Source organism: Arthrobacter sp. 01T414, from assembly GCF_056398965.1.
Map to the genome: position 1 here is coordinate 234,233 of NZ_JBFTQK010000004.1, position 21,511 is coordinate 255,743.

General features: G+C 67.8%; 20 protein-coding genes. 17 read left to right on the forward strand and 3 right to left on the reverse strand.

Features of this window, described 5'->3' with window-relative positions:
• The first annotated feature begins 138 nt into the window (after nt 1-138).
• The 4 genes from AC1DK9_RS11170 to AC1DK9_RS11185 are packed head-to-tail and all read left to right on the forward strand — an operon-like array spanning nt 139 to nt 3,058.
• Nucleotides 139-882: a CoA transferase subunit A gene (locus AC1DK9_RS11170; RefSeq protein ID WP_476861140.1), complete on the forward strand. Its 744-nt coding sequence runs from the start codon at nt 139-141 to the stop codon at nt 880-882.
• 43 nt (nt 883-925) lie between these two features.
• Nucleotides 926-1,654, forward strand: a complete 729-nt coding sequence (locus tag AC1DK9_RS11175) for a CoA transferase subunit B (RefSeq protein ID WP_476861141.1) — start codon at nt 926-928, stop codon at nt 1,652-1,654.
• Entirely contained in the window at nt 1,651-2,835 is a 1,185-nt protein-coding gene (locus AC1DK9_RS11180; protein WP_476861142.1) for an acetyl-CoA acetyltransferase, read from the forward strand. Before AC1DK9_RS11175 ends, AC1DK9_RS11180 begins: the two co-directional genes overlap by 4 nt.
• Entirely contained in the window at nt 2,822-3,058 is a 237-nt protein-coding gene (locus tag AC1DK9_RS11185; protein ID WP_476861143.1) for a hypothetical protein, read from the forward strand. Before AC1DK9_RS11180 ends, AC1DK9_RS11185 begins: the two co-directional genes overlap by 14 nt.
• A 73-nt stretch (nt 3,059-3,131) precedes the next feature.
• Here the strand turns inward: AC1DK9_RS11185 and AC1DK9_RS11190 are convergent, their stop codons facing one another.
• Entirely contained in the window at nt 3,132-3,992 is an 861-nt protein-coding gene (locus AC1DK9_RS11190; RefSeq protein WP_476861144.1) for a 3-hydroxyacyl-CoA dehydrogenase family protein, read from the reverse strand.
• Between the two features lie 26 nt (nt 3,993-4,018).
• A complete protein-coding gene (locus AC1DK9_RS11195; RefSeq protein WP_476915962.1) occupies nt 4,019-5,215 on the reverse strand; it encodes an MFS transporter in 1,197 nt (398 codons plus the stop codon).
• A 108-nt stretch (nt 5,216-5,323) separates the two neighbouring features.
• Here AC1DK9_RS11195 and AC1DK9_RS11200 point away from each other — a divergent pair, with 108 nt between their 5' ends.
• From AC1DK9_RS11200 to AC1DK9_RS11225, 6 genes are all read left to right on the forward strand, one after another.
• Nucleotides 5,324-5,896 (forward strand): TetR-like C-terminal domain-containing protein, encoded by a 573-nt coding sequence (locus tag AC1DK9_RS11200; protein WP_476915963.1) that lies wholly within the window; start codon nt 5,324-5,326, stop codon nt 5,894-5,896.
• Nucleotides 5,897-5,967: 71 nt separating this feature from the next.
• Nucleotides 5,968-7,023, forward strand: coding sequence for a zinc-dependent alcohol dehydrogenase family protein (locus tag AC1DK9_RS11205; protein ID WP_476861147.1), 1,056 nt, complete (start codon nt 5,968-5,970; stop codon nt 7,021-7,023).
• 108 nt (nt 7,024-7,131) lie between these two features.
• A complete protein-coding gene (locus tag AC1DK9_RS11210) occupies nt 7,132-7,446 on the forward strand; it encodes a hypothetical protein (RefSeq protein WP_476915964.1) in 315 nt (104 codons plus the stop codon).
• Nucleotides 7,447-7,457: 11 nt separating this feature from the next.
• Nucleotides 7,458-10,241, forward strand: a complete 2,784-nt coding sequence (locus tag AC1DK9_RS11215) for a PEP/pyruvate-binding domain-containing protein (protein WP_476915965.1) — start codon at nt 7,458-7,460, stop codon at nt 10,239-10,241.
• Nucleotides 10,242-10,337: 96 nt separating this feature from the next.
• A complete protein-coding gene (locus AC1DK9_RS11220; RefSeq protein WP_476915966.1) occupies nt 10,338-11,393 on the forward strand; it encodes an alpha/beta hydrolase in 1,056 nt (351 codons plus the stop codon).
• Between the two features lie 35 nt (nt 11,394-11,428).
• Nucleotides 11,429-12,394, forward strand: coding sequence for an alpha/beta fold hydrolase (locus tag AC1DK9_RS11225; protein WP_476915967.1), 966 nt, complete (start codon nt 11,429-11,431; stop codon nt 12,392-12,394).
• On the opposite strand, the gene AC1DK9_RS11230 is transcribed toward AC1DK9_RS11225, so the two are convergent.
• The gene (locus AC1DK9_RS11230) at nt 12,391-13,134 is read right to left on the reverse strand and encodes a glycosyltransferase family 2 protein (protein ID WP_476915968.1); all 744 of its coding nucleotides are present in this window, start codon (nt 13,132-13,134) and stop codon (nt 12,391-12,393) included. The two genes, AC1DK9_RS11225 and AC1DK9_RS11230, sit on opposite strands and share 4 nt — an antisense overlap.
• Nucleotides 13,135-13,294: 160 nt before the next feature.
• On the opposite strand from AC1DK9_RS11230, the gene AC1DK9_RS11235 reads away from it, so the two are divergent.
• From AC1DK9_RS11235 to kdpB, 7 genes are all read left to right on the forward strand, one after another.
• Nucleotides 13,295-13,498 carry a cold-shock protein gene (locus AC1DK9_RS11235; RefSeq protein WP_013599688.1) on the forward strand — a complete coding sequence of 68 codons (204 nt, stop codon included), beginning with the start codon at nt 13,295-13,297 and terminating at the stop codon, nt 13,496-13,498.
• Between the two features lie 153 nt (nt 13,499-13,651).
• The gene (locus AC1DK9_RS11240; RefSeq protein ID WP_476915969.1) at nt 13,652-14,290 is read left to right on the forward strand and encodes a LysE family translocator; all 639 of its coding nucleotides are present in this window, start codon (nt 13,652-13,654) and stop codon (nt 14,288-14,290) included.
• Nucleotides 14,291-14,453: 163 nt separating this feature from the next.
• Nucleotides 14,454-15,122 carry a hypothetical protein gene (locus AC1DK9_RS11245; RefSeq protein WP_476915970.1) on the forward strand — a complete coding sequence of 223 codons (669 nt, stop codon included), beginning with the start codon at nt 14,454-14,456 and terminating at the stop codon, nt 15,120-15,122.
• Between the two features lie 98 nt (nt 15,123-15,220).
• Complete coding sequence (locus AC1DK9_RS11250; RefSeq protein ID WP_476915971.1) at nt 15,221-17,194, forward strand: APC family permease; 1,974 nt, start codon at nt 15,221-15,223, stop codon at nt 17,192-17,194.
• A gap of 412 nt (nt 17,195-17,606) precedes the next feature.
• Nucleotides 17,607-17,705, forward strand: coding sequence for a potassium-transporting ATPase subunit F (locus AC1DK9_RS11255; RefSeq protein ID WP_476915972.1), 99 nt, complete (start codon nt 17,607-17,609; stop codon nt 17,703-17,705).
• Between the two features lie 7 nt (nt 17,706-17,712).
• Complete coding sequence (gene kdpA, locus AC1DK9_RS11260; protein WP_476915973.1) at nt 17,713-19,380, forward strand: potassium-transporting ATPase subunit KdpA; 1,668 nt, start codon at nt 17,713-17,715, stop codon at nt 19,378-19,380.
• Nucleotides 19,377-21,503 carry a potassium-transporting ATPase subunit KdpB gene (kdpB, locus tag AC1DK9_RS11265; RefSeq protein ID WP_476915974.1) on the forward strand — a complete coding sequence of 709 codons (2,127 nt, stop codon included), beginning with the start codon at nt 19,377-19,379 and terminating at the stop codon, nt 21,501-21,503. The genes kdpA and kdpB overlap by 4 nt, the downstream gene beginning before the upstream one ends.
• Nucleotides 21,504-21,511: the final 8 nt, after the last annotated feature.

A 21,511-nucleotide genomic window follows, 5' to 3' on the forward strand; every position in this document is an offset into this window, starting at 1 on the left:
CCCTGATTTTCTGCGTTGACAGTGCTCCACGCCACACCATAGGCTCCTTCATCAGGCAGACAGTCCACAAAGTGGATGCCGGCACCGCGGCTCAGGCCATGGCAGCCGGAGACTTCACGGCTCAATGAGGAGATCCATATGTCAAAGGTGAAATCCGGCGCGGCAGCAGCGCTGCAGGACGTGTTGCGGGACGGTCTGACGCTCGCGGTAGGCGGCTTCGGCCTCAGCGGCATCCCCGCAGACCTGATCGAGGCCGTGCGGGATTCCGGCGTCAAGGACCTGACGGTGGTCTCCAACAACATGGGCGTGGACGGCAAGGGACTGGGCGTCCTCATCGAGGCGGGCCAGGTCCGCAAGGTCATCGCATCCTATGTGGGTGAAAACAAGCTTTTCGCGGAGCAGTACCTCGCCGGCAAGCTCGAGGTCGAGTTCACCCCGCAGGGCACCCTCGCCGAGCGCCTGCGCGCCGGCGGCGCCGGCATCCCGGCTTTCTACACCAAGACCGGCGTCGGCACCCTCGTCGCCGAAGGCAAGCCGCTGGCGGAGTTCGACGGCGAGACGTATGTCCAGGAGCGTGCGATCAAGGCCGACGTCGCCCTGGTCCACGCGCACACCGCCGACACGGACGGCAACCTGATCTACCGCTACACGGCGCAGAACTTCAACCCGGTGGTCGCCACGGCCGGGGCCGTCACCGTCGCCGAAGCCGAAGTGATCGTCGAACCGGGGCAACTGGACCCGAACCACATCGTCACCCCCGGCGTCTTCGTCCAGCGGCTGGTCCAGGCCAGCGACAGGGTCAAGGACATCGAACAGCGCACAGTCCGGCCCCGCGCCGAAGCGTCCGGGACGGACAACGCCGCCGTCGCCGTCGCCGTCTAACCAGGCCTGAGCGCCGCCACCCACACTTTTCAGGAGAATCATCATGGCTTGGACCCGCAATGAAATGGCCGCCATCGCGGCCGAAGAACTCAACGACGGCGATTACGTCAACCTCGGCATCGGCATCCCCACGCTCGTCGCCAACAACCTGCGTGAGGGCGTGCGCGTGGTGCTGCAGAGCGAAAACGGCCTGCTCGGCATGGGCCCCTTCCCCTACGAGGGCGAGGAGGACGCGGACCTGATCAACGCCGGCAAGCAGACCGTTACGGTCCTGCCCGGCGGCAGCATCTTCGACTCCGCCACCTCCTTCGGCATGATCCGCGGCGGCCACGTCAAGGTCGCGATCCTCGGTGCCATGCAGGTCTCCGGCGCCGGCGACCTGGCCAACTGGACCATCCCGGGCAAGATGGTCAAGGGCATGGGCGGCGCCATGGACCTCGTGGCCGGCACCCCGCGCGTGGTGGTCCTCACCGAACACAACGCCAAGGACGGCACCGCGAAGATCGTCAAGGAATGCACCCTGCCGCTGACCGGGCTGAGCTGCGTGGACCGCATCATCAGCGACCTGGCGGTGTTCGACCTGGTGAAGCCGGAAGACGGAACGGGCAGCCGACGGCTCACCCTCACCCGGCTCGCGCCCGGCGTCAGCGTGGCGGAAATCCGCGAAAAGACCGAGGCGGAGTTCGACGTCGCCCCCTCCCTCGAAGCCGCCGGCACCGCCGACGACAGCACCGCCCGTGACGCCAGCACCCTGGAAGGGGCAACGGCATGAGCCTCAAGGACCAGTTCGGCAAGGACGTCCTGCTCACCGGCTGGGGCCACAGCCGCTTCGGCAAGCTCACGGACGAGACCCTCGAGTCCTTGATCGTGCAGGTCGCCACCGAGGCGATCGGCAACGCCGGGATCGAGCCCGGCCAGATCGACGAGATCTACGTAGGCCAGTTCAACTCGGGGATGATGCCGCTGGCGTTCCCGTCCTCGCTGGCCCTGCAGGTCTCGGAGCAACTCGCCAACGTGCCCTCGACCCGGGTCGAGAATGCGTGCGCCTCCGGATCCGCCGCGTTCCAGCAGGGCACCAAGTCGCTGCTGGCGGGGACGGCCAAGACGGTGCTGGTGATCGGCGCCGAAAAGATGACCCAGGCCGGCGCCGACGTCGTGGGCGCGGCCCTGCTCGGCGCCGACTACGACATGGCCGGCAAGCCCTCCAGCACCGGCTTCACCGGGCTGTTCGCCGAGGTGGCCAAGCACTACGAGAAGCGCTACGGCGCCGTATCGGACGTGCTCGGCACGATCGCCGCGAAGAACCACCGCAATGGCGTGGACAACCCCTACGCCCAGCTGCGCAAGGATCTCGGCGAGGAGTTCTGCCAGACGGTCTCGGACAAGAACCCGATGGTCGCCGACCCGCTGCGCCGCACCGACTGCTCCCCCGTCTCCGACGGCGCCGCCGCCGTCGTGCTGAGCGTCGGCCCCACCGGCGGCGCCACCGCCCCGGTCCGGCTCGCCGGCTTCGGCCAGGCGAACGACTTCTTCCCGACCGACCGCCGCGACCCCACCGCCTTCGCCGCGACCCGCGCCTCCTGGCAGCGCGCCATGGGCATGGCCGGCGTCGACCTGGCGGATCTGGACTTCGCGGAGGTCCACGACTGCTTCACGATCGCCGAACTGCTGATGTACGAGGCCATCGGCCTGACCGAACCGGGCCAGGGCGCCCGCGCGGTCAAGGAGGGCTGGGTCTTCAAGGACGGCAAGCTGCCCATCAACGTCTCGGGCGGCCTCAAGGCCAAGGGCCACCCAGTCGGGGCCACCGGCGTCTCACAGCACGTCATCGCGGCCATGCAGCTCACCGGCACCGCCGGGGACATGCAGCTGGCCGCGCCGCGCCGGGCCGCGGTGCAGAACATGGGTGGCGTGGGCATTGCGAACTACGTCAGCGTGCTTGAAGCAGTCTGAGGCGCCGCCCGCGGAGATGGTGTGGGTCACCAACTGGCTGGGCCTGGCGGCCGGCGCCCCCGTGATGGTGTGCCGGCCCGGCCATGTTCCCGCCCCCGCAACGGTGGAACTCGCGACCCCGGACGGAAAGATCCTCTGGGTCCGGTACTGGACCTCGGCAGAGCGCGCCATGCTGCACAAGGCCGACGGGACGCAAGTGTGGTGCGAGGCAATCCTTGGCTGAGACGAGCATCGAAAACGTGGCCGATCGCGGTATTTCGCTGGGCTTCTAAGGCAGCGTGTAGGGCACCGCGGGGTCAGGAGTAGTCGTTGTAGAAGCCGCGGCCGCTCTTGACCCCCAGCCAGCCCTTTCCGATGTAGTCCTGGAGCAGCGGGGCGGACTTGTTTTCCGTCCCGGCCAGCTCGCAGTAGTGGTTTTCGATGTCGAGGACCACGTCCAGGCCCACCTCGTCCATGAAACGGAACGGGGTGGTTTCGGACTTGAAGACGTCGGCGAACAAGGCGTCCACGTCCTGCGGCTCGGCGACGCCCTCGGCCACCACCAGGAGGGACTCCCGCTTAATCGCGGCCCAAATCCGGTTGAAGATGAAGCCGGTGCTCTGCTTGCGGACCCGGTGCGGCACCAGCGCATACTTGGGCAGCTCGGCCATCAGCAGTTCGATGAGCGCAGGGTCGGTGTGCCCGCTGGACATCAGCTCCACGGACCGGACCGCCGGGGGCATGTAGAAGTGCATGTTCAGGACCCGTTCCGGGTGCGTCACGCCGCCAATGAATTCGCCGGAGGCAAAGGACGACGAGTTGCTCGCCAGCACGGCATCCGGGTCCGCCAGCTGGTCGAGATCGGCGAAGATCGCCTGCTTCAGGCCCAGTTTCTCCGGGACCGCCTCGACCACAAGCCACGAATCCCTGAGGGCTTCGGCAAGATTATCCTTCGCCGCGAGCCGGACAGCCGATGTGCCCCCGAGCTCTTCCACGGTGCGGTGGCGCTGCGTTGCGATGTATTCGACAGCTGCCCTTGCCACGGCAAGGTCTGTGTCGTAGACGCGCACCTCTGCGCCTTGGAGCGAGAGCATCAGGCCAATGCGCCTGCCCAGCGCGCCTCCTCCGATGACGGTAATGGGCCGGTCCGCGGTGTTGGCTGGGAGCGTGTACGTCATGTCAGTTCCTTTCGGGCGGCCGCCGCTTACGCAGCAGCCACATTGATGCGATTCATACGGGGGCCCCTGGCGATCAATACAAGGGCAGGGACGGCGGCCAGCACAAGGGCTGAACCGTAAACCAATGTGGTGTTCTTCATCCCCGCAACCGGGACCAGCAGACCCGCGGCCACGGCGGGGACGCTGAAGCCGAGGTAGCAGATCAGGTAGATGCTGGAGAGCATCCCAATGCGTTCATGCGGCCCGCACAGCGGCAGCGTCATCCGCATCGCCCCGAAGTAGCCGCTGCCGAAGCCGACGCCTGCCACCATGGTGCCGGTGAAGTAGAGCGGTGCGGATCCCAGCTGGACGGCGAGCACGGTCAGGGATATTCCGGCGATGAGGGCGAGGACGCCGGTCAGGAGGGTGTTCCGGTCGGACCAGCGGCGGACGACGAGGATCGCCAAGGCACCCGGGACGAAGAGTGCGAACAGCGCCAGCCCGCCCACCAGCACGGAGCTGTCCTTCGTAATCGAATGCGCAAGGCTCGGACCGAGGGAAAGGTAGAAGCCGGCGAGCGCCCAGGTGGCGGCCGCTACGGGCATGGTCGCGGCCATCGTCTTGCGCGCGGCACCGGGAACCCTCGCCTCGGGCACCAGGGAACGGAGCCAGCCGGGGGCAATCCGGCCCGCGCTTGGCAGCCAGAGCAGGGCGGTTCCAAGCACCAGGAGCAGGGCCGCGAGGAAAAAGTACACGGTCTTGGTAGGTTCCGGCAGGAAGCGGACCAGGGATGCCGAGCCGAGCGCACCGATGGAGAGCCCCACGGGCGAGGCCGCACTGTTCACCAGGGAGCCCCGGCCGCTGCGGACGGTTCCCTCGAAGGCCAGCAGTGCCGCCCCGGCGGCGCCCATGGCCGCACCGGTAGCGACGCCCTGCAGGGCCCTCGCCGCGAGGAGCATTTCCGGACCGGGCGCGAACGCGAAGGTCATCATCGCTCCGATCTGCAGCGCCACGGCCCCGAGCAGCACGGGCCGCGTACCGAGATGGTCCGCCAGCGAGCCGACCACCAGCAGGGTCAGCAGCACGGCCACCGCGTAGACGGCAAAGATGACCGTTACGGCGGCGGAGCCGAGGCCCCATTCCCTGGCGTAGAACTCGTACAACGGCGACGGCGCCGACGAAGCCCCGATGAAGACCGTTAGGAGCGCCGCATGCAGCCAGAACGCGGTACCGGTGTTCTTCAATGCTTTCCCTGCCTACTCATGGAACGACTAAAGCACAATCTATGCATTAAGAGGTTAGCACCGGAAACTGGCGCTAAAGCAGAATTTTTGCCTTAGTATGGTGTGATGATGGCTACAGCGACTCCGCGGCCGGGCGGCCGCAGCGCACGCGTCCAGCAGGCGGTGCACCAGGCGGTCCGCACGCTGCTGGAGGAGAACGACGGCGACCGTTCGGTCCTGTCGGTGCCGCAGGTGGCGGAGCGGGCGGGGGTGAATTCCTCGACCATCTACCGGCGGTGGGGTGACCTGCCGCGGCTGCTCGCCGCCGTCGCGTCCAACCGGATGTTGCCCGAACAGGTGGAGGACACCGGTTCGCTCAGAGGCGATATGGAGGCGTGGTTCATCCCCTACGTCGAGGAATTCTCGTCGCCTCTGGGGCGGCAGGTACTGCGTGACATGCTGGCGGACGGCGCCGTGACGCGGGACTATTTCGCGCTCATGCACGGCCATCTCGAGGAGATTCGGGCGCTGGCCGAAGCCCGCGGCGAGACCGCGCCGGCCGCCCGTGAAATTGTCGACACGGTGGTGGCGCCCGTCATTTACCGCATCCTGTTCAACCACGAATCCGCCCCGGAGTTGAGGGTCCAGGACCGGATCGGCCAGTTGCTCCGCCCGGGAGCGGCTTCCACCGTCCAGGACTAGACTCTTTTCCAGCCTTTATCCACTAGACCCTTTATCCACCAAACCCTTATCCACTAAACCAGGAGCCCCCAATGCGCGCCACGATCATCCACGGCCCCGGCGACATCCGGGTAGAAGACCGCGAGTACCCCACCATCCAGCAGCCCACGGACGCGGTCGTCAAAGTCACCGCCTCCTGCGTCTGCGGTTCCGACCTCTGGCCGTACCGCGGCGTCCGGCCCACCAACGAGCCGCGCGCGATCGGCCACGAGTTCATCGGCCTGGTCGAAAGCATCGGCGACGCGGTGACGGAACTGGCCGTGGGGGACTTGGTGATCGCACCTTTCGTGGTTAGCTGCGGCAAGTGCCCGCAGTGCCTGAACGGGGTCACGGTCGCCTGCGACCACCTGGCCGGCTGGGGCGGCAAAGACGACGCCGGGTTCGCCATCGACGGAGGCCAGGGCCAGGCGGTCCGGGTTCCGCTCGCCGACGCCACCCTGGTCAAGGTTCCGGGCATCACCGAGCCGGACGAAGCGCTGCGCGCCAGCCTGCTAACCCTCTCGGACGTCATGGCGACCGGACACCACGCCGCCCTCGCGGCGCAGGTGGGCCCCGGCCGGACGGTCGTCGTGGTGGGCGACGGCGCCGTCGGCCTGTGCGGCGTCCTGGCCGCCAAGCGGCTCGGCGCCGAGCGGATCATCGCGATGTCCCGGCATGCAGACAGGCAGGCCATCGCCCGCGAGTTCGGAGCCACGGACATCGTGGCCGAACGCGGCGAGGACGGCGTGGCCAAGGTCCGCGAGCTGCTCGGCGGGGTGCTGGCCGATTCCGTACTGGAATGCGTCGGCACCAAGGAATCCATGGAGCAGGCGCTGCACAGCGTCCGCCCCGGCGGCGGCCTCGGATTCGTCGGCGTGCCGACCGGCGGCGCCGAGATCCCGCTGCGCTACCTCTTCGACACCAACATCTCGATTGGCGGGGGCATGGCTCCGGCCCGGACCTACATTCCCGAACTGCTCGCCGACGTACTCGCCGGCACCATCAACCCGGGCCGCGTGTTCGACGTCGTCATGCCGCTCGAGGAGGCTCCCGAGGCCTACCGGGCGATGGACGAGCGGCGCGCCATCAAGGTCCTGCTGACTCCCTAGCCGGACCGGCCGGGTGGAGGCCAGGACTCCTGCCTTGCCGCTCTTGCACTGCCGGGACGGCAGGTCTACCGTGAGGCGCATCAGCACCCGCACCGTCAAGGAGCCGTCATGGCCAGGTTTGTGCAGATCATCGAATACCAGTCGTCCCGGATCGAGGAAATCGAAGCCCTGGGACGGCCCTCCCGAACCGAGGGGGAAACCGCCCCGACCTTCCGCCGGATCCTGAACACCGCAGACCGCGACCGGCCCGGGACTTATCTCACCATCGTCGAGTTCGATTCCTACGAGTCGGCCATGGAGAATTCCCGGCGGCCGGAGACCTCCGATTTCGCGGCGCGGATGGCGGCCCTGTGCGACTCTCCGCCGGTGTTCCGCAACCTGGACGTCCAGTGGGAGGACACCGGCGACGCGGCTGCAGACTAGGCGCGCGTGCCATGCGTTCCGAAGCTGGCGTCGACGGGCCGGATGACGCTGCACCGGAGGGCCATGTGCTGGACGATGCGGTGCCGGACGGCTTTGTGCTGGATCTGGTCCGGGCCGGCACCGCTCCCCTGCGGCTTGTCGGCGGCAAGGCCCTCAACCTGGGGAAGCTGACCGAGGCCGGTTTTCCGGTGCCGCGTGGCTTCTGCCTGACCACCGACGCCTACCGGCAGGCGGTGCCGTCCGCGCTTGCGGCCGTGGCCGCCTTGCTGGACGGCGCCCCCGCGGGGACCGCCGACGGCGGTACCACAGGATCCGCCCCAGCGACGGGCGCGGGATCCGGCCGAATGGCCGCCCTGGAACCAGCGGACCTGGACCGCCTGGCGGCCAGCGCCCGCGAACTGATCCTTGCGGCGGCGGTCCCGGCCGGCGTCGAGGCCGCGCTGCGGACGGCCTACGCCGCCCTGGGTGCGGAGCCCGCCGTGGCGGTCCGCTCCTCGGCCACCGCCGAGGACCTGCCCTTCGCGAGCTTCGCCGGCCAGCAGGACTCGTTCACCGGCATCACCGGCGCCGAGGCCGTCATCGATGCCGTCCGGCGCTGCTGGGCCTCGCTCTGGAGCGACCGTGCCGTGGCCTACCGCTCCGCGAACGGCATCAGCCACCGCGAGGTGGGGCTCGCCGTCGTCGTCCAGATCATGGTCGACGCCGCCACCGCCGGCGTGCTGTTCACCGCCAACCCGGTAACCGGAACCCGGACCGAGACCGTCATCAACGCCAGCGTCGGAGCCGGCCAGGCAGTGGTGTCCGGTGCGGTGAATCCGGACCAGTTCACGATGGAAACCGCGACGGCGGCCGTCCTGCGCCGCGCGCGGGGAAGCGGCGATCCGGCGCCCGGGTTCAGCTTGACCGATGCAGAGCTCGGCGAACTCACCAGGCTGGGCGAGGCCGCCCAACGCCTCCTCGGCTCGCCGCAGGATGCGGAATGGGTCATCGACGCCGCGGGCAAGGCATGGCTGACGCAGTCCCGTCCCATCACCACGCTGTATCCGCTGGAGGATCCGTTCTCCGGTGACCGGACTGCCATTGCCCCGGATCCGGCCGGCGGAACGCGGGTCTACCTGTGCGGCACCCTGCTCCAGGGACTCACGCGTCCCATCACGCCAATCGGCCTCGCGGCCCTCGGCGTGATGCGGAACCGCAAAGGGCCTTGGCGCTACGTCAACCCCGGGCTGCGCATGTACGTGGATCTGACCGCAGTGGTGCAGAACAAATGGGGACGACGCTACCTGACGCGGATGCTCCCCCTGGCGGACGGCAGGTCAGCTGCGATCTTCCCCGAACTGCTGGCCGACCCGCGCTTCGCGGTCAGCGGCCGCCTGAAAATTCCGTCCAAGGCACGCTCCTCCGGAGGCGGTTCCCGGCGCCGCGTCACGGAGGCCGGAGATAGCCTCGGCCTGATCCTGGGCCTGGTCCCGGCGCTGGTCCGCGCCGCGCTTCGGCCCGCGGCGGAGCTCCGCCGCGCGGAGGCTTACGGTAAACGACTCGAAGCCGCGCTGGTGCTGCCCGAACCTGCCACCGCCCTGCAGCGGCTCGACTACGCCGAACAGATCACCAACCGGACCATTGACGGCCTCATTAGCGCAACCTTGCCGGCACCTTCCGTGGGCTACATCATGTTGGCGGTAGCCCGACGGCTGCTGCGTGGCATCGCCCAGCCCCGCGAGCTGGAAGCGGTGCTGCGCGGGCTGCCGCACAATGTGACTACGGAGATGGACCTTGAACTCTGGCAGCTGGCGGTACGTATCGGGGCCGACACCGCCTCGCGGGAGCCCTTCCTGGCGGAACCTCCGGACCGGCTGGCCGCGGCCTACCGCTCTGGGTCCCTTCCTGCGCCGGCACAGGAAGGCGTTCGGAATTTCCTGGCCCGTTACGGCCACCGCGCCGTGGCGGAGATCGATCTTGGCATGCCGCGCTGGTCGGAGGAGCCGGACCACATCCTGGGCATGATCTCCAACTACCTCCGGGTGGAGGACCCTGAGCAGGCACCGGACCGGCAGTTCCGCCGGGCCGCCGAGCACGCCGAGGAGAGAATCCGCAGCCTGGTGGAGCGCGCGGGCGCCCACGGCAAGTGGCGCGCCCGGCTGCTGGAGCTTTCCCTGCACCAGGTCCGGGAGCTGTCCGGCCTGCGGGAGCTGCCGAAATTCCACATCGTGAAGATCCTCGGCGAAATGCACCGCCAGCTGCTGCTGGTCGGAACGGAACTGGTGCGGGCAGGCGCCCTCGCCGCGGAGGACGACGTGTTCTTCCTGGACTTCGACGAACTCCACGTGGCCCTGCGGGGCGCGTCCATGCAGTCCCTTGTCGCCGAGCGCCGCCGGCTGTACGACGTCGAGCTCCGGCGCCGCCACATCCCGCGCCTGCTGCTCTCGGACGGAACGGACGTGGAGGCCGCCGTGATGGCGAAGACGCCGGCAGCCGGAGCCCTGTCCGGGACCCCTGCGTCCGCAGGAACCGCCACCGGGATGGTCCGGGTCATCCTGGATCCGGTGGGCGCCCGCCTTGAGCCCGGCGAAATCCTGGTGGCCCCCTCGACCGACCCCGGATGGACCCCGCTCTTCATGACGGCGGGCGCATTGGTCATGGAGATGGGCGGCGTCATCTCGCACGGCGCCGTGGTGGCCCGGGAATACGGGATTCCCGCGGTGGTGGGCGTGCCGGACGCGACCACACGGCTGCGGACCGGCCAGCGCGTCACCGTCGACGGCGCCTCCGGCACGGTCCGCGAACTGCCGGACTGAGCGCCACCCCGGGTCCGGGGCATGGCGTCCGGGGCACGGACCCGGCCGATGCGCCCGGGGGGGTGATAGCACAGCCGTGCCAGTTAGAATTGAGGCATGACTCCGGCGGTCCGGCCACCCCAGCAGCAGCCCGCACTGCCGCCCTCCGCGGCCCCGCGGTCGCAGTCGGCCGGGGGCGCCTTCGGACTCGCACGCCGCGCACGCAGCGTGCTGCGCCGGGTGCCGGTGTGGGCCTGGCGGGTCCTGATGCACTCGCTGGGCCCGAGCGAAAACGCCCGCTTCAACGCCGACCCCGTCACCGGCGTCGACTATTTCCATGACATCGACTTCGTGGGCGACGGCATCCGGGCGCACCGCCTTGACGTGATCAGCCCCGCCGCCGGGCGCGACGGCGGCCCGTTGCCGGTCTACGTCTACTTTCACGGCGGGGGCTGGACCTCCGGCGACAAGACCTCGCTGACGAAGTACTGCGCAAGCCAGGCCGAGGGCGGGATGGTCGCGGTCAACGTGAACTACCGTCGGGCCCCGCGCTTCCACATGGCCCACGTCCTCCAGGACGCCAACGCGGCGCTGGGCTGGGTCCGCGACAACATCGTCGGCTACGGCGGCGACCCCGCCAGGATTGTCCTCGGCGGCGACTCGGCCGGCGGCCAGATCGCAGCCCTCCTCGCCGCGGCCAGCATCCGCCCGGAACTCGCCCGACACTACGCCCTGACGCCGGCGGCCCCCGCCGCAAGCCTCCGCGGGCTGGTCCAGCACTGCAGCGTGGTGGACTTCTCCGTGTTCTTCGAAAAGGGGTTCGTCCTCAGCCTGGACTTCGTCCGGATGCTCCTGCCCCGGTCAACACGCAGCAAGGGCCGCCGCCGGATCTCGGAGCTGCGCAGCGCGGCCGGCTTCCTGTCCCCGATCGAGTGGCTCGACGCCCGGTTCCCGCCGGTCTTCGTGACCACCTCGGAACGCGACTTCTTCTACGCCGCCAACCTGAACTTCATCCAACGCTTGCGGGAGCACGAGGTGCACGTCGACACGCTGATTTACGGTTGGGACGCCCCAAACACCGAACACACCTGGCAGCAGGACTTCCGTTATCCGGAGTCGCAGGAGGTCTACCGCCGCCTGCACGCCTTCGTGCACAAGGTGGCCGGCCGCTAAGACCCGGGGCCGACGTCGGGGGCTATGTTTAGTCCATGGCGTCAACAGGCCGCAGCATTCCGGGCGCACCGGAACCGGACCCCGGAGTCTTCGGCTCGGGGCTGGTTGACGAGGCGGCCCGGCTGGACGCTGCCCTGCCCGACGTCGACTGGTTCGTCCCGCCGCCGGGCGCCGTCCGCGGCGAATTCCAGGCACCGAGCGGGGCGCTGGCGACCTTGTCCATGGGCGACCCGGCCCATCCGCGGGTCCTGCTGGTCCCGGGCGCCACCGGGTCCAAGGAAGACTTCTCGCTGATGCTGCCCCAGCTCGCGGCCGCCGGCTACTTTGTGCTTAGCTGCGACATCGCCGGCCAGTACGAGTCCGCCGACGCCGGGCCCGAGCACCTCCACCCGCCGCGGGAGCACTACGACTACCAGCTCTTCACCGACGATCTCATTGCCCTGATCGAGGCCGGGGAAGGCGCCGCCCACGTCGTCGGGTACTCCTTTGCCGCGATCGTCGCGCAGCTGGCGTTCGCGCAACGGCCCGAGCTGTTCCGCAGCCTCACACTGCTCAGCTGCCCGCCCGAGCCCGGCAACAGCTTCCGCGGCGTCCAGCGGATCGGCCGGTTCAGCGGCTGGGCCAGCGCCCGGGTGGGTGCGGCGCTGATGATCTGGGGCATCCGCAGCAACGTGGTCCGGGTTGCACCCAACCGCATCCGCTTTGTGCGGTCCCGGTTCCGCCTCACCCGTCGGAAAGCCGTGCGGGACATCTTCGGGCTGATGCAGCATGCCCCGGACCTCAGGCCGGTCCTGGCCGCGGCGGAGCTGCCGAAGTTCGTCGCCGTCGGGGAACACGACCTCTGGCCGCTGGCGCTGCACCGCCGCTTCGCGCAGGCCATCGGCGCGAAGATCGCCGTCTACCGGGGCGGCCACAGCCCCAGCGAAACGTCGCCGCACCAGATGAGCCGGGACTTGGTAGCGCTCTACGCCGGCGCGGGCCGAACGCCGCCTGCCGGCTAGCGGCGGTGGGTCCGTTCCCACCGCTTACGACGGCGGCGCCGGCGCAACGGAGGCTCGCCCCTGAACTCGACGGCGAACGTCGTCCACGCCATCCGCAGCCTGCGCCCGACGGCGTGCCGGCTCTCGAACGGCCGGGCCGAGACCCCCACCCGCAGCGCAGGCTCCCAGGTCACGGACACCTCCGGCGGGATCTGGTAGGAAATGTCGAGGTCGTCGTGGACCGCGGGCTGTCCACGGTGGACCGTTCCCCGGATCTTTTCCCAGACGGCGGCACGCAGCGCGAAATTGGAGCCAAACAGCGGCGGATGCCCCAGCAGGAGTCCGATCGCCCATGCATATCCGGGAATCCAGACGCGTCCGCCCACCCAGCGGGTAAACCATGTGCCGCCGTAGAAGTTTCCTGGTCCGCTCACCGCGGAGAGCGGCCCGGCCCGGTCCAGGATGGCTTCGACGCGTTCCAGCCAGTCGACGGGCGGGACGGAATCGGTGTCCAGGCGCGCGATGATCCCCGTGTCCGCCGCATCGAACCCGCAGGCGGTGGCCGCCGCGATCCCGGGCAGCTCCACGGCAATCCGCCGCGCTCCGGCGGCCGCGCAGACCACGGCGGTGTTGTCCGTGCTGCCGTTGTCCACCACGATCACCTCGTCGGCGCGGCGGCTCTGCCGGCTGAGTGCCTCCAGGCACACGGCGAGCAGCTGCGCATCGTTCCGGGTGGGAATTACCACCGAGATTGTTGACATGGTGAGCTGACTATAGCCTCAGCCCGGGATTAACTCCCGCACTCAGACCCTTGCACCGCGGCCCCGCGCCCCGTACGTTGGGGACAGCGGACGAATGTCTCCGCAGCCGTTGGCCTTGCGTGGCCGCCGGAGATCAGCAGCGTTTCAGAAGGATAAAGGCATGGCTACAGGCACAGTTAAATGGTTCAACGCCGAAAAGGGTTTTGGCTTCATTGCCCCGGATGACGGGTCGGCCGACGTTTTCGCCCACTACTCGGCAATCGCTTCCAGCGGCTACCGCTCGCTGGACGAGAACCAGAAGGTCGAGTTCGACGTCACCCAGGGTCCGAAGGGCCCGCAGGCCGAGAACATCCGCCCGCTCTAAGCTTTCAGGAAGGCCCGGCCTGCCGGAATACTTCTCCTAGAAGACCGCTCAGCCCCTCCGGAGTAACTCTCCGGAGGGGCTGTTTATGTTCTCGCGGCTACACTGTGATGGCACCGAAAACGGGCCGAAGATCCATTCCACCGGAAGCAGTCCTTGATCCTCGAACAGCTGATGGCCTTTGCGCTGACGTGCGTTGTTGTGGTCGTCGTCCCCGGCCCCGATTTTGCCCTGGTGCTGAAGAACGCCCACCGCTCGCCCGGATCGGCGGCGTCGACGGCGGCCGGGATCATGGTGGGCAACACGATCCTCGCCCTCCTCGCCGTCCTCGGCGTCACGGCGCTCCTCGCGGCCTCAGAAGTTCTTGGCACCGCCATCAGGGTTGCCGGTGCCGCGTATTTGCTGTTCCTGGGGATCAGCGCCCTACGTGAAGCCTTCGGCCGGCACCGCAGCCAGGGACCGGCGCCGGAACCCAGGCTGCGGTTCAAGGGCAGCTCGCCCTTCCTGCAGGGGGTGGTGAGCAACTTGCTGAACCCCAAGGTCGCCGTTTTCTACCTGTCCCTCTTCCCCCAGTTCAACCTCGGCCCGCTCCCGCCGCTGGGCCAGCACGCCCTGATGGCCTGCATCTTCCTGCTCACCGCGCTGGCGTGGTACGTCGTGCTGGTGCAGTCGCTCAAGAAGGTCTCCGCGGTCCTGGCCCGGCCCCGGGTCCACCGGGTAGTCACCGGCGGATCCGGTGCCGTCCTTGCGGGCGTGGGCGGGACCATCCTGACGAGGTCCCTAGTGTCCGCGTAACTGGCCGGCCGCCGGGTCGTGTCGCGTTAAGAGGCCGTGAATTTACCGGCCGCCGACGTATGGAACGTGTTAAGACTATTCCGCGGACGGGGCGTTAGTGGTGTGCTGGGAAGCGAGGGCCGCGGCGGACTGCCGGGCCGGAGCTGCGGAAGGACTGGACCCCATGGCCGGGAGCGCACAGACGATTCACGGATCGTCCGGAGTGGTTGCCGCGCCCGTGCGGGATTTCATCGCTGTCGATGACAGCGGGGACTTTTCGTACCACCCCACCGAGAGTGATCTGCTGAACGCCTTCGAATACACCGCTGAGGCCGCCTGCATCCTGGACCGCGAGGGAACCGCTTACCGACTGATGCTGAATCCGGATCGCCGCCTGGTGCTTGGCCACGCGCTCGGTCCGGTTGAATACCACTGGCTCAAAAAGGCGTGGTTGAGCGCCCAGACGGTGCATTCCGACGAGCACCGGATGCGAAGGTTCCCGGCCGCGTCCGTGGATGAACTGATCGCCGACCTGTTCGAGGTCGTGGCCTTGGACCAAGGGATTGCACCTGCCCACCAAAGGTGGTCCCTCCTGGTTGAGGGCTCTGCGTCCCATCCCTCCGACCTGGAAGAGATAAACCGCCGGCTTTCCCACCACAGGGCCCTCGACCAGGTTCGGGTTCAGGACCCCTTCGGACACGTCTACCGGGCAGCCCGGCACCGCAGGTATCGTCTGCTGCCTGCAGCCCCGGGTCCAATCCTGTACCTCGAGATCCATGGCTCCCTGATGCCGGACCCAGACGGTCCTCACGGTGCAACAGCCGCGGGCCGCGAACCGCCCGCGAGGCGTTAAGGAACCGTCAAGATTGGTGCAACAGACCCGGAACGACTACGGTCCGGGGCTACAGTCGACCGTGGACACGATTGCGGACATCGCGCGGAAAGGCCCTAATGACGACGATGAGCAGGCCGCCCGCGGACCCCTCGGTGCGGCCCGGAACTGCTGACAACTTCCGGCAGTGGCTGCTGTTCGGCCTGCAGGACGCCAAGGGAGTCCACCAGGGGCCCGGTGCCGCCAGCGATGCGCATTTGAAAAAGCATCCGTGGTGGCAGGTGATGTGCCTGACCGGCGTCGACTACTTCTCAACCCTTGGCTACCAGCCGGCCATTGCCGCGCTGGCCGCTGGGGCGATCTCGCCGCTGGCCACCATGGTGCTGGTGGCCGTCACGCTGCTCGGCGCCCTGCCCGTCTACCGCCGCGTTGCCGGCGAGAGCCACCGCGGCGAGGGCTCCATTGCCATGCTGGAGCGGCTGATGCCACGCTGGGGCGGAAAGCTCTTCGTGCTGGTGCTGCTCGGCTTCGCGGCCACGGACTTCATGATCACCATGACACTCTCGGCCGCAGATGCCACCGCCCACGCCATCCAAAACCCCTTCGCGCCTTCCTGGATCCAAGGCCAAAACGTCCTCGTCACCCTGTTCCTGCTGGCCATGCTGGCGGCGGTGTTTCTTCGCGGATTCAAAGAGGCAATCGGCGTGGCGGTTCTCCTTGTCGCCGTCTACCTTGGCTTGAACGTCATCGTGGTGGTCGTGAGCGTGTTTGCAACGCTGACGCACCCTGTTGCGGTCAGTGACTGGTGGCAAACCTTGACCACGTCGCATGGAAACCCGTTGCTGGCGGTCGGGATCGCTCTGCTGGTCTTCCCGAAGCTCGCCCTCGGCCTGTCCGGTTTCGAGACCGGCGTGGCTGTGATGCCCCAGATCAAGGGACGCCCCGGCGACACCGAAGAGAACCCCGTCGGCCGGATCGAGGGGGCGCGCAGACTGCTGACCACCGCCGCCGTCATTATGAGCGCTTTCCTGATCACGACCAGCTTCACTACGGTGGTTTTGATCCCGGCCCAGGAATTCCAGCCCGGGGGCCAAGCCAACGGCCGCGCTCTTGCATTCCTGGCCCACGAATACCTCGGCGCAGGCTTCGGCACCGTTTATGACATCTCCACAATCGCCATCCTCTGGTTCGCCGGCGCCTCGGCCATGGCCGGGCTGCTAAACCTCGTGCCCCGCTACCTGCCGCGCTACGGCATGGCCCCCGGCTGGGCCCGGGCGGTGCGACCCCTCGTCCTGGTCTTTACCCTCATCGGGTTCCTGATCACCTGGCTGTTCGACGCCGACGTCGACGCCCAAGGCGGCGCCTACGCCACCGGCGTACTGGTGCTGATGACTTCGGCGGCGATCGCTGTGGCACTCTCTGCCCGCCGACAAAGGCAGCACAAACGCACCATCGGGTTCGGCGTGATCGCCGTCGTCTTCATCTACACCACGGTTACCAACATCATCGAGCGGCCCGAAGGCATTCGTATTGCCGGGTTCTTCATCCTCGGCATCATCGTGATTTCGCTCCTCTCCCGGGTACGGCGCTCCTTCGAGTTGCACGCCACCCACGTCCATCTCGACCGGCAGGCGCTGGAATTCATGTCCGATGAGCTGGACGGGCCGCTGCGGATCATCGCCCACGAACCGATGCGCCTCAGCGCCGAGGCCTATCGGCAGAAGCTGGAGTCCGCCATCGAGGTCAGCCATCTGCCGCTGGACTACCAGGCCCTGTTCCTGGAGGTGGTCGTGGACGATTCCTCGGACTTCGAAACCGAACTCGAGGTCCGTGGCATCACCCGGCACGGCTACCGGATCCTGGAGGTGCACGGCCCCGTGGTCCCCAACACGATCGCCTCGGTGCTGCTGCATATCCGGGACGTAACCGGGCTGATGCCGCACATTTACTTCCGCTGGACCGAGGGAAACCCGGTCACCAACCTACTGCGTTTCCTCGCATTCGGCGAAGGGGAAATTGCGCCTGTCACCCGCGAGGTCCTACGCGAGGCCGAACCCGATGTCACCAAGCGACCGTGGGTTCACGTCGGCTAGCACCCCCGCCATCAAGCCCCACCCCCGCGACGGCGTGACCGCCGCCATTCCGCCACCCGCCGCGTAACTGGTCGCACAAACGACCGTTCGTCCGTGACCGCCTCGACCGGCTGCGTTCTGGCGGCGCTTCTCTGCTTTGGGGGCCCGCACGGCCCAGGGGTCGGCCCCACCGTTAAACCGCCGTCAAGATGAGCCGTGAAGTCGTTAAGGAATCATCAGGAACCGGAAAAATCGAACCTGAGGGGAGTTGACTGTCACTAACCCCGCAAACGGGGTGTAGATGAAAGGAAACTGCGATGGCCGACTTGGCTGTTATCGGAATCCTCATGGTGTCCATGGGGTTCGTCATGTGGATCGGCCACGTTCTGGCCGGGATGGTCGGCGGTCCCGGGGACCAGCCGGAGGGTGAACGATGAGCGCCGACGCGGTCATGTGGTTCGTGCTGTTGATCGCGGGGCTGTGTCTGTTCGGCTACCTGCTGGCTGTTCTGATTCATCCGGAAAAGTGGTGAGCGGAACATGACTTTCAACACCGCATCCTTCGTTGTCCAGGTGGCGGCTCTTCTCCTTGTCCTGGCTGCCCTGCACAAGCCTTTGGGCGCCTACCTGGTCCGGGTTTTCGAGGGCACTACCTCCAGCCGGCCAGAGCGCCTGTTCTACCGGCTTGCCGGGGTAGACGCCGGCACCGAGCAGACTTGGCCGGTCTACCTGCGCGGCGTGCTGGCGTTTTCCGCTGTCTCCATCCTGGCCGTGTTCGGCCTGCAGCGGCTGCAGGGCGTCCTGCCCGGCAACGGCTCGCTGCCCGGGGTGGACCCGTGGATCGCCATGAACACCGCCATTTCCTTTGTGACCAACACGAACTGGCAGGCATACGCACCGGAGACCACAGTTGGCATCTTCGTGCAGATGTGCCTTCTCGCGGTGCAGAACTTCCTCTCCGCCGCCGTCGGCATCGTCGTCGTCGTCGCCCTCATCCGCGGCATCGCCCGCACGAAGACGAACCGGCTGGGGAACTTCTGGGTGGACCTGGCCCGGACATCATTCCGGGTCCTGCTGCCGATTGCGTTCGTCGCGGCCGTGGTGATGGTCCTGGGCGGCGTCGTGCAGAACTTCTGGCCCACCGACGTCACCAACCAGGCCGCCGGGATCAGCCAGAACATTCCCGGCGGGCCGGTCGCTTCCCAGGAAGCCATCAAAGAGCTCGGGACCAACGGCGGCGGCTACTTCAACGCCAACTCCGCCCACCCGTTCGAGAACCCCAACGCCTTCATCAGCTTCTTCGAGGTCTTCCTGATCCTGCTCATCCCTTCCGCCCTCCCCTACGCCTTCGGCAGGATGGTCGGGGACCAGAAGCAGGGTTATACGGTCGCCGCGGTGATGGGCGCCCTTTGGCTGGCTTCGATTTCGCTGATGGGCTGGGCCGTGGCTTCCGGCCAGGGCACCGCGACGGCCGCCGCCGGAGGCCTCGGCGAAGGCTTCGAACAGCGCTTTGGTCCGGTGCCCAGCGCGATCTTCGCCACGTCCACCACCCTGACCTCCACCGGCGCCGTCAACGTCGCCCATGATTCCCTGCCTCCGCTGGCCGGCGGCGTCGCCATGGTGAATATGATGCTCGGCGAAGTCGCCCCCGGCGGAACCGGGTCCGGCCTGTACGGCATGCTGATGCTCTCCATCATTTCCGTCTTCATCGCAGGCCTCATGGTCGGGCGCACCCCGGAGTACCTGGGCAAGAAGATCGGTCCGACGGAAATGAAGTTGGCCGCGCTGCACATCCTCGTCACCCCGGCCCTGGTCCTGGCCCTGGCCGGCATTACCGTCCTGCTCCCGGACGCTATGGCCAACGCCCCCGCCACCGGCCCGCACCAGTTCAGCGAAGTGCTCTACGCCTTCACCTCCGGGGCCAACAACAACGGCTCCGCGTTCGGCGGCATCACCACCGCCGGCCCATTCCTGTCGGTCATGATGGGCCTGGCAATGCTGCTGGGCCGCTTCCTCCCGATCGTTCTGGTCCTTGCCCTGGCCGGCTCCCTCGCCCGTCAGGGCAAGGTTCCTGCCTCCGCCGGCACCGTCCCCACCCATGGCCCCCTCTTCGGCGGCCTGCTGCTCGGCGTGACAGTGATCCTGACCGCGCTGAGCTACTTCCCGGCCCTTGCCCTGGGCCCCCTCGCAGAAGGACTCCTGAAATGACACCGTCCCAGACGGACCTCGCCGCCCAGACCTACGCCGACGGCAACCCCMTCGGCACCCCCGGCGAGCACAAGCACCACACCAAGGCCCCTGCCAAACTGACCCTCAGGTCCGTCGTCGCCGCGCTGCCGCTTGCGTTCCGGAAACTCGCCCCGCGGCAGATGGTCCATTCCCCGGTTATGTTCACCGTGCTGGTGGGGGCAGCCCTGTGCACGGCGATCTCGCTGTACCGGCCGTCCGTGTTCGGCATCGCGGTCACGGTTTGGCTCTGGCTCACGGTCCTCTTCGGGACCCTGTCCGAATCCATCGCCGAGGGCCGTGGGAAAGCCCAGGCCGACAGCCTCCGCGCCAGCCGCCAGGGCGTCCAGGCCCGGCTCCGGCAGCCAGACGGCACCACCCGGGACGTCCCCGGAACGGAGCTGCGGCTGAATGACGTCGTCATCTGCGAAGCCGGGGACGTCATCCCCTCCGACGGCGAAATCATCGAAGGCCTCGCCAGCGTCGACGAATCGACCATCACCGGCGAGTCAGCACCCGTCATCCGCGAATCCGGCGGAGACCGGTCCTCCGTCACCGGCGGCACGAGGGTTCTTTCGGACCGGATCGTCATCCGCATCACCGCCGAGCCCGGACAGACATTCATCGACCGGATGATCAAGCTCGTCGAGGGCGCCGTGCGGCAGAAGACGCCCAATGAAATCGCCCTTCACGTACTGCTGGTGTCCCTGACGATCGTCTTCCTCGCCGTGACTATGACCTTGGCCCCGTTCGCGGCCCTGGCCGGCGCCACCCCATCGCCGATTGTGCTGGTCGCGCTGCTGGTCTGCCTGATCCCCACCACCATCGGGGCGCTGGTTCCCGCGATCGGCATCGCCGGCATGGACCGTCTGGTTCAGCACAACGTGTTGGCCACCTCCGGCCGCGCCGTAGAGACCGCCGGGGACATCACCACCCTTCTGCTGGACAAGACCGGCACCATCACCTTCGGCAACCGCCGCGCCGTCAACTTCTTCCCCGCCAACCACGTTGAACGGGCCCAGCTCATCGAAGCGGCCCGGGTCTGCAGCCTGGCCGACGAAACCCCCGAGGGACGTTCCATTGTGGACCTCGCCGCGGACAAGGGCGTGACCGGGTCCGATCTGGCCACCCTTGAACGCAGCTCCGGCGATTTTGCCGTGGTCCCCTTCAGCGCCACCACGCGCATGAGCGGACTTGACCTGGACGGCCGGCAAATCCGCAAAGGCGCTGCCTCCACTGTGGCGGCCTTCGTTGCCGAATACGGCGGGCACACGCCGGCGGAGGTCGACCACCGGGTCAATGAAATCTCGGCCCAGGGCGGCACTCCCCTACTTGTCGCCCAGATCGGCACAGACGGAAGCGCCGAGGTCCTGGGGACCATCCACCTCGCCGACGTCGTCAAACCCGGCATGCACGCCCGCTTCGCCGAGCTGCGGCAAATGGGCATCCGGACCGTGATGATCACAGGCGACAACCCCATCACCGCCAAGGCGATCGCCGCCGAGGCCGGAGTCGATGATTTCCTGGCCGAAGCAACCCCCGAGGACAAACTTGCCGTCATCAAGAAAGAGCAGGCCCAGGGCCGGCTTGTCGCCATGACCGGGGACGGCACCAACGACGCCCCGGCATTGGCCGCGGCAGACGTCGGCGTCGCCATGAACTCCGGCACCCCGGCCGCAAAGGACGCCGCCAACATGGTGGACCTCGATTCCGACCCCACCAAACTGATCAACATCGTTGGCATCGGCAAACAGCTGCTCATCACCCGCGGCGCTCTGACCACCTTCTCGGTAGCCAATGACGTCGCCAAGTACTTCGCCATCGTCCCGGCCCTGTTCACAGCCGCCTTCCCAGGGCTCGGACTGCTGAACATCATGGGACTCTCAACCCCGTCCTCAGCCATCCTCTCCGCGGTGATCTTCAACGCCCTGATCATCATCGCCCTCGTCCCCTTGGCCCTCCGCGGCGTCAAATACCGTGCCGTCTCCGCCAACCAAGCGCTGTCCCGGAACCTGCTGATCTTCGGGCTCGGCGGACTCATCGCCCCGTTCATCGGCATCAAAATCATCGACCTGATCATCTCCCTCATCCCCGGAATCGGCTAGGAGCACGC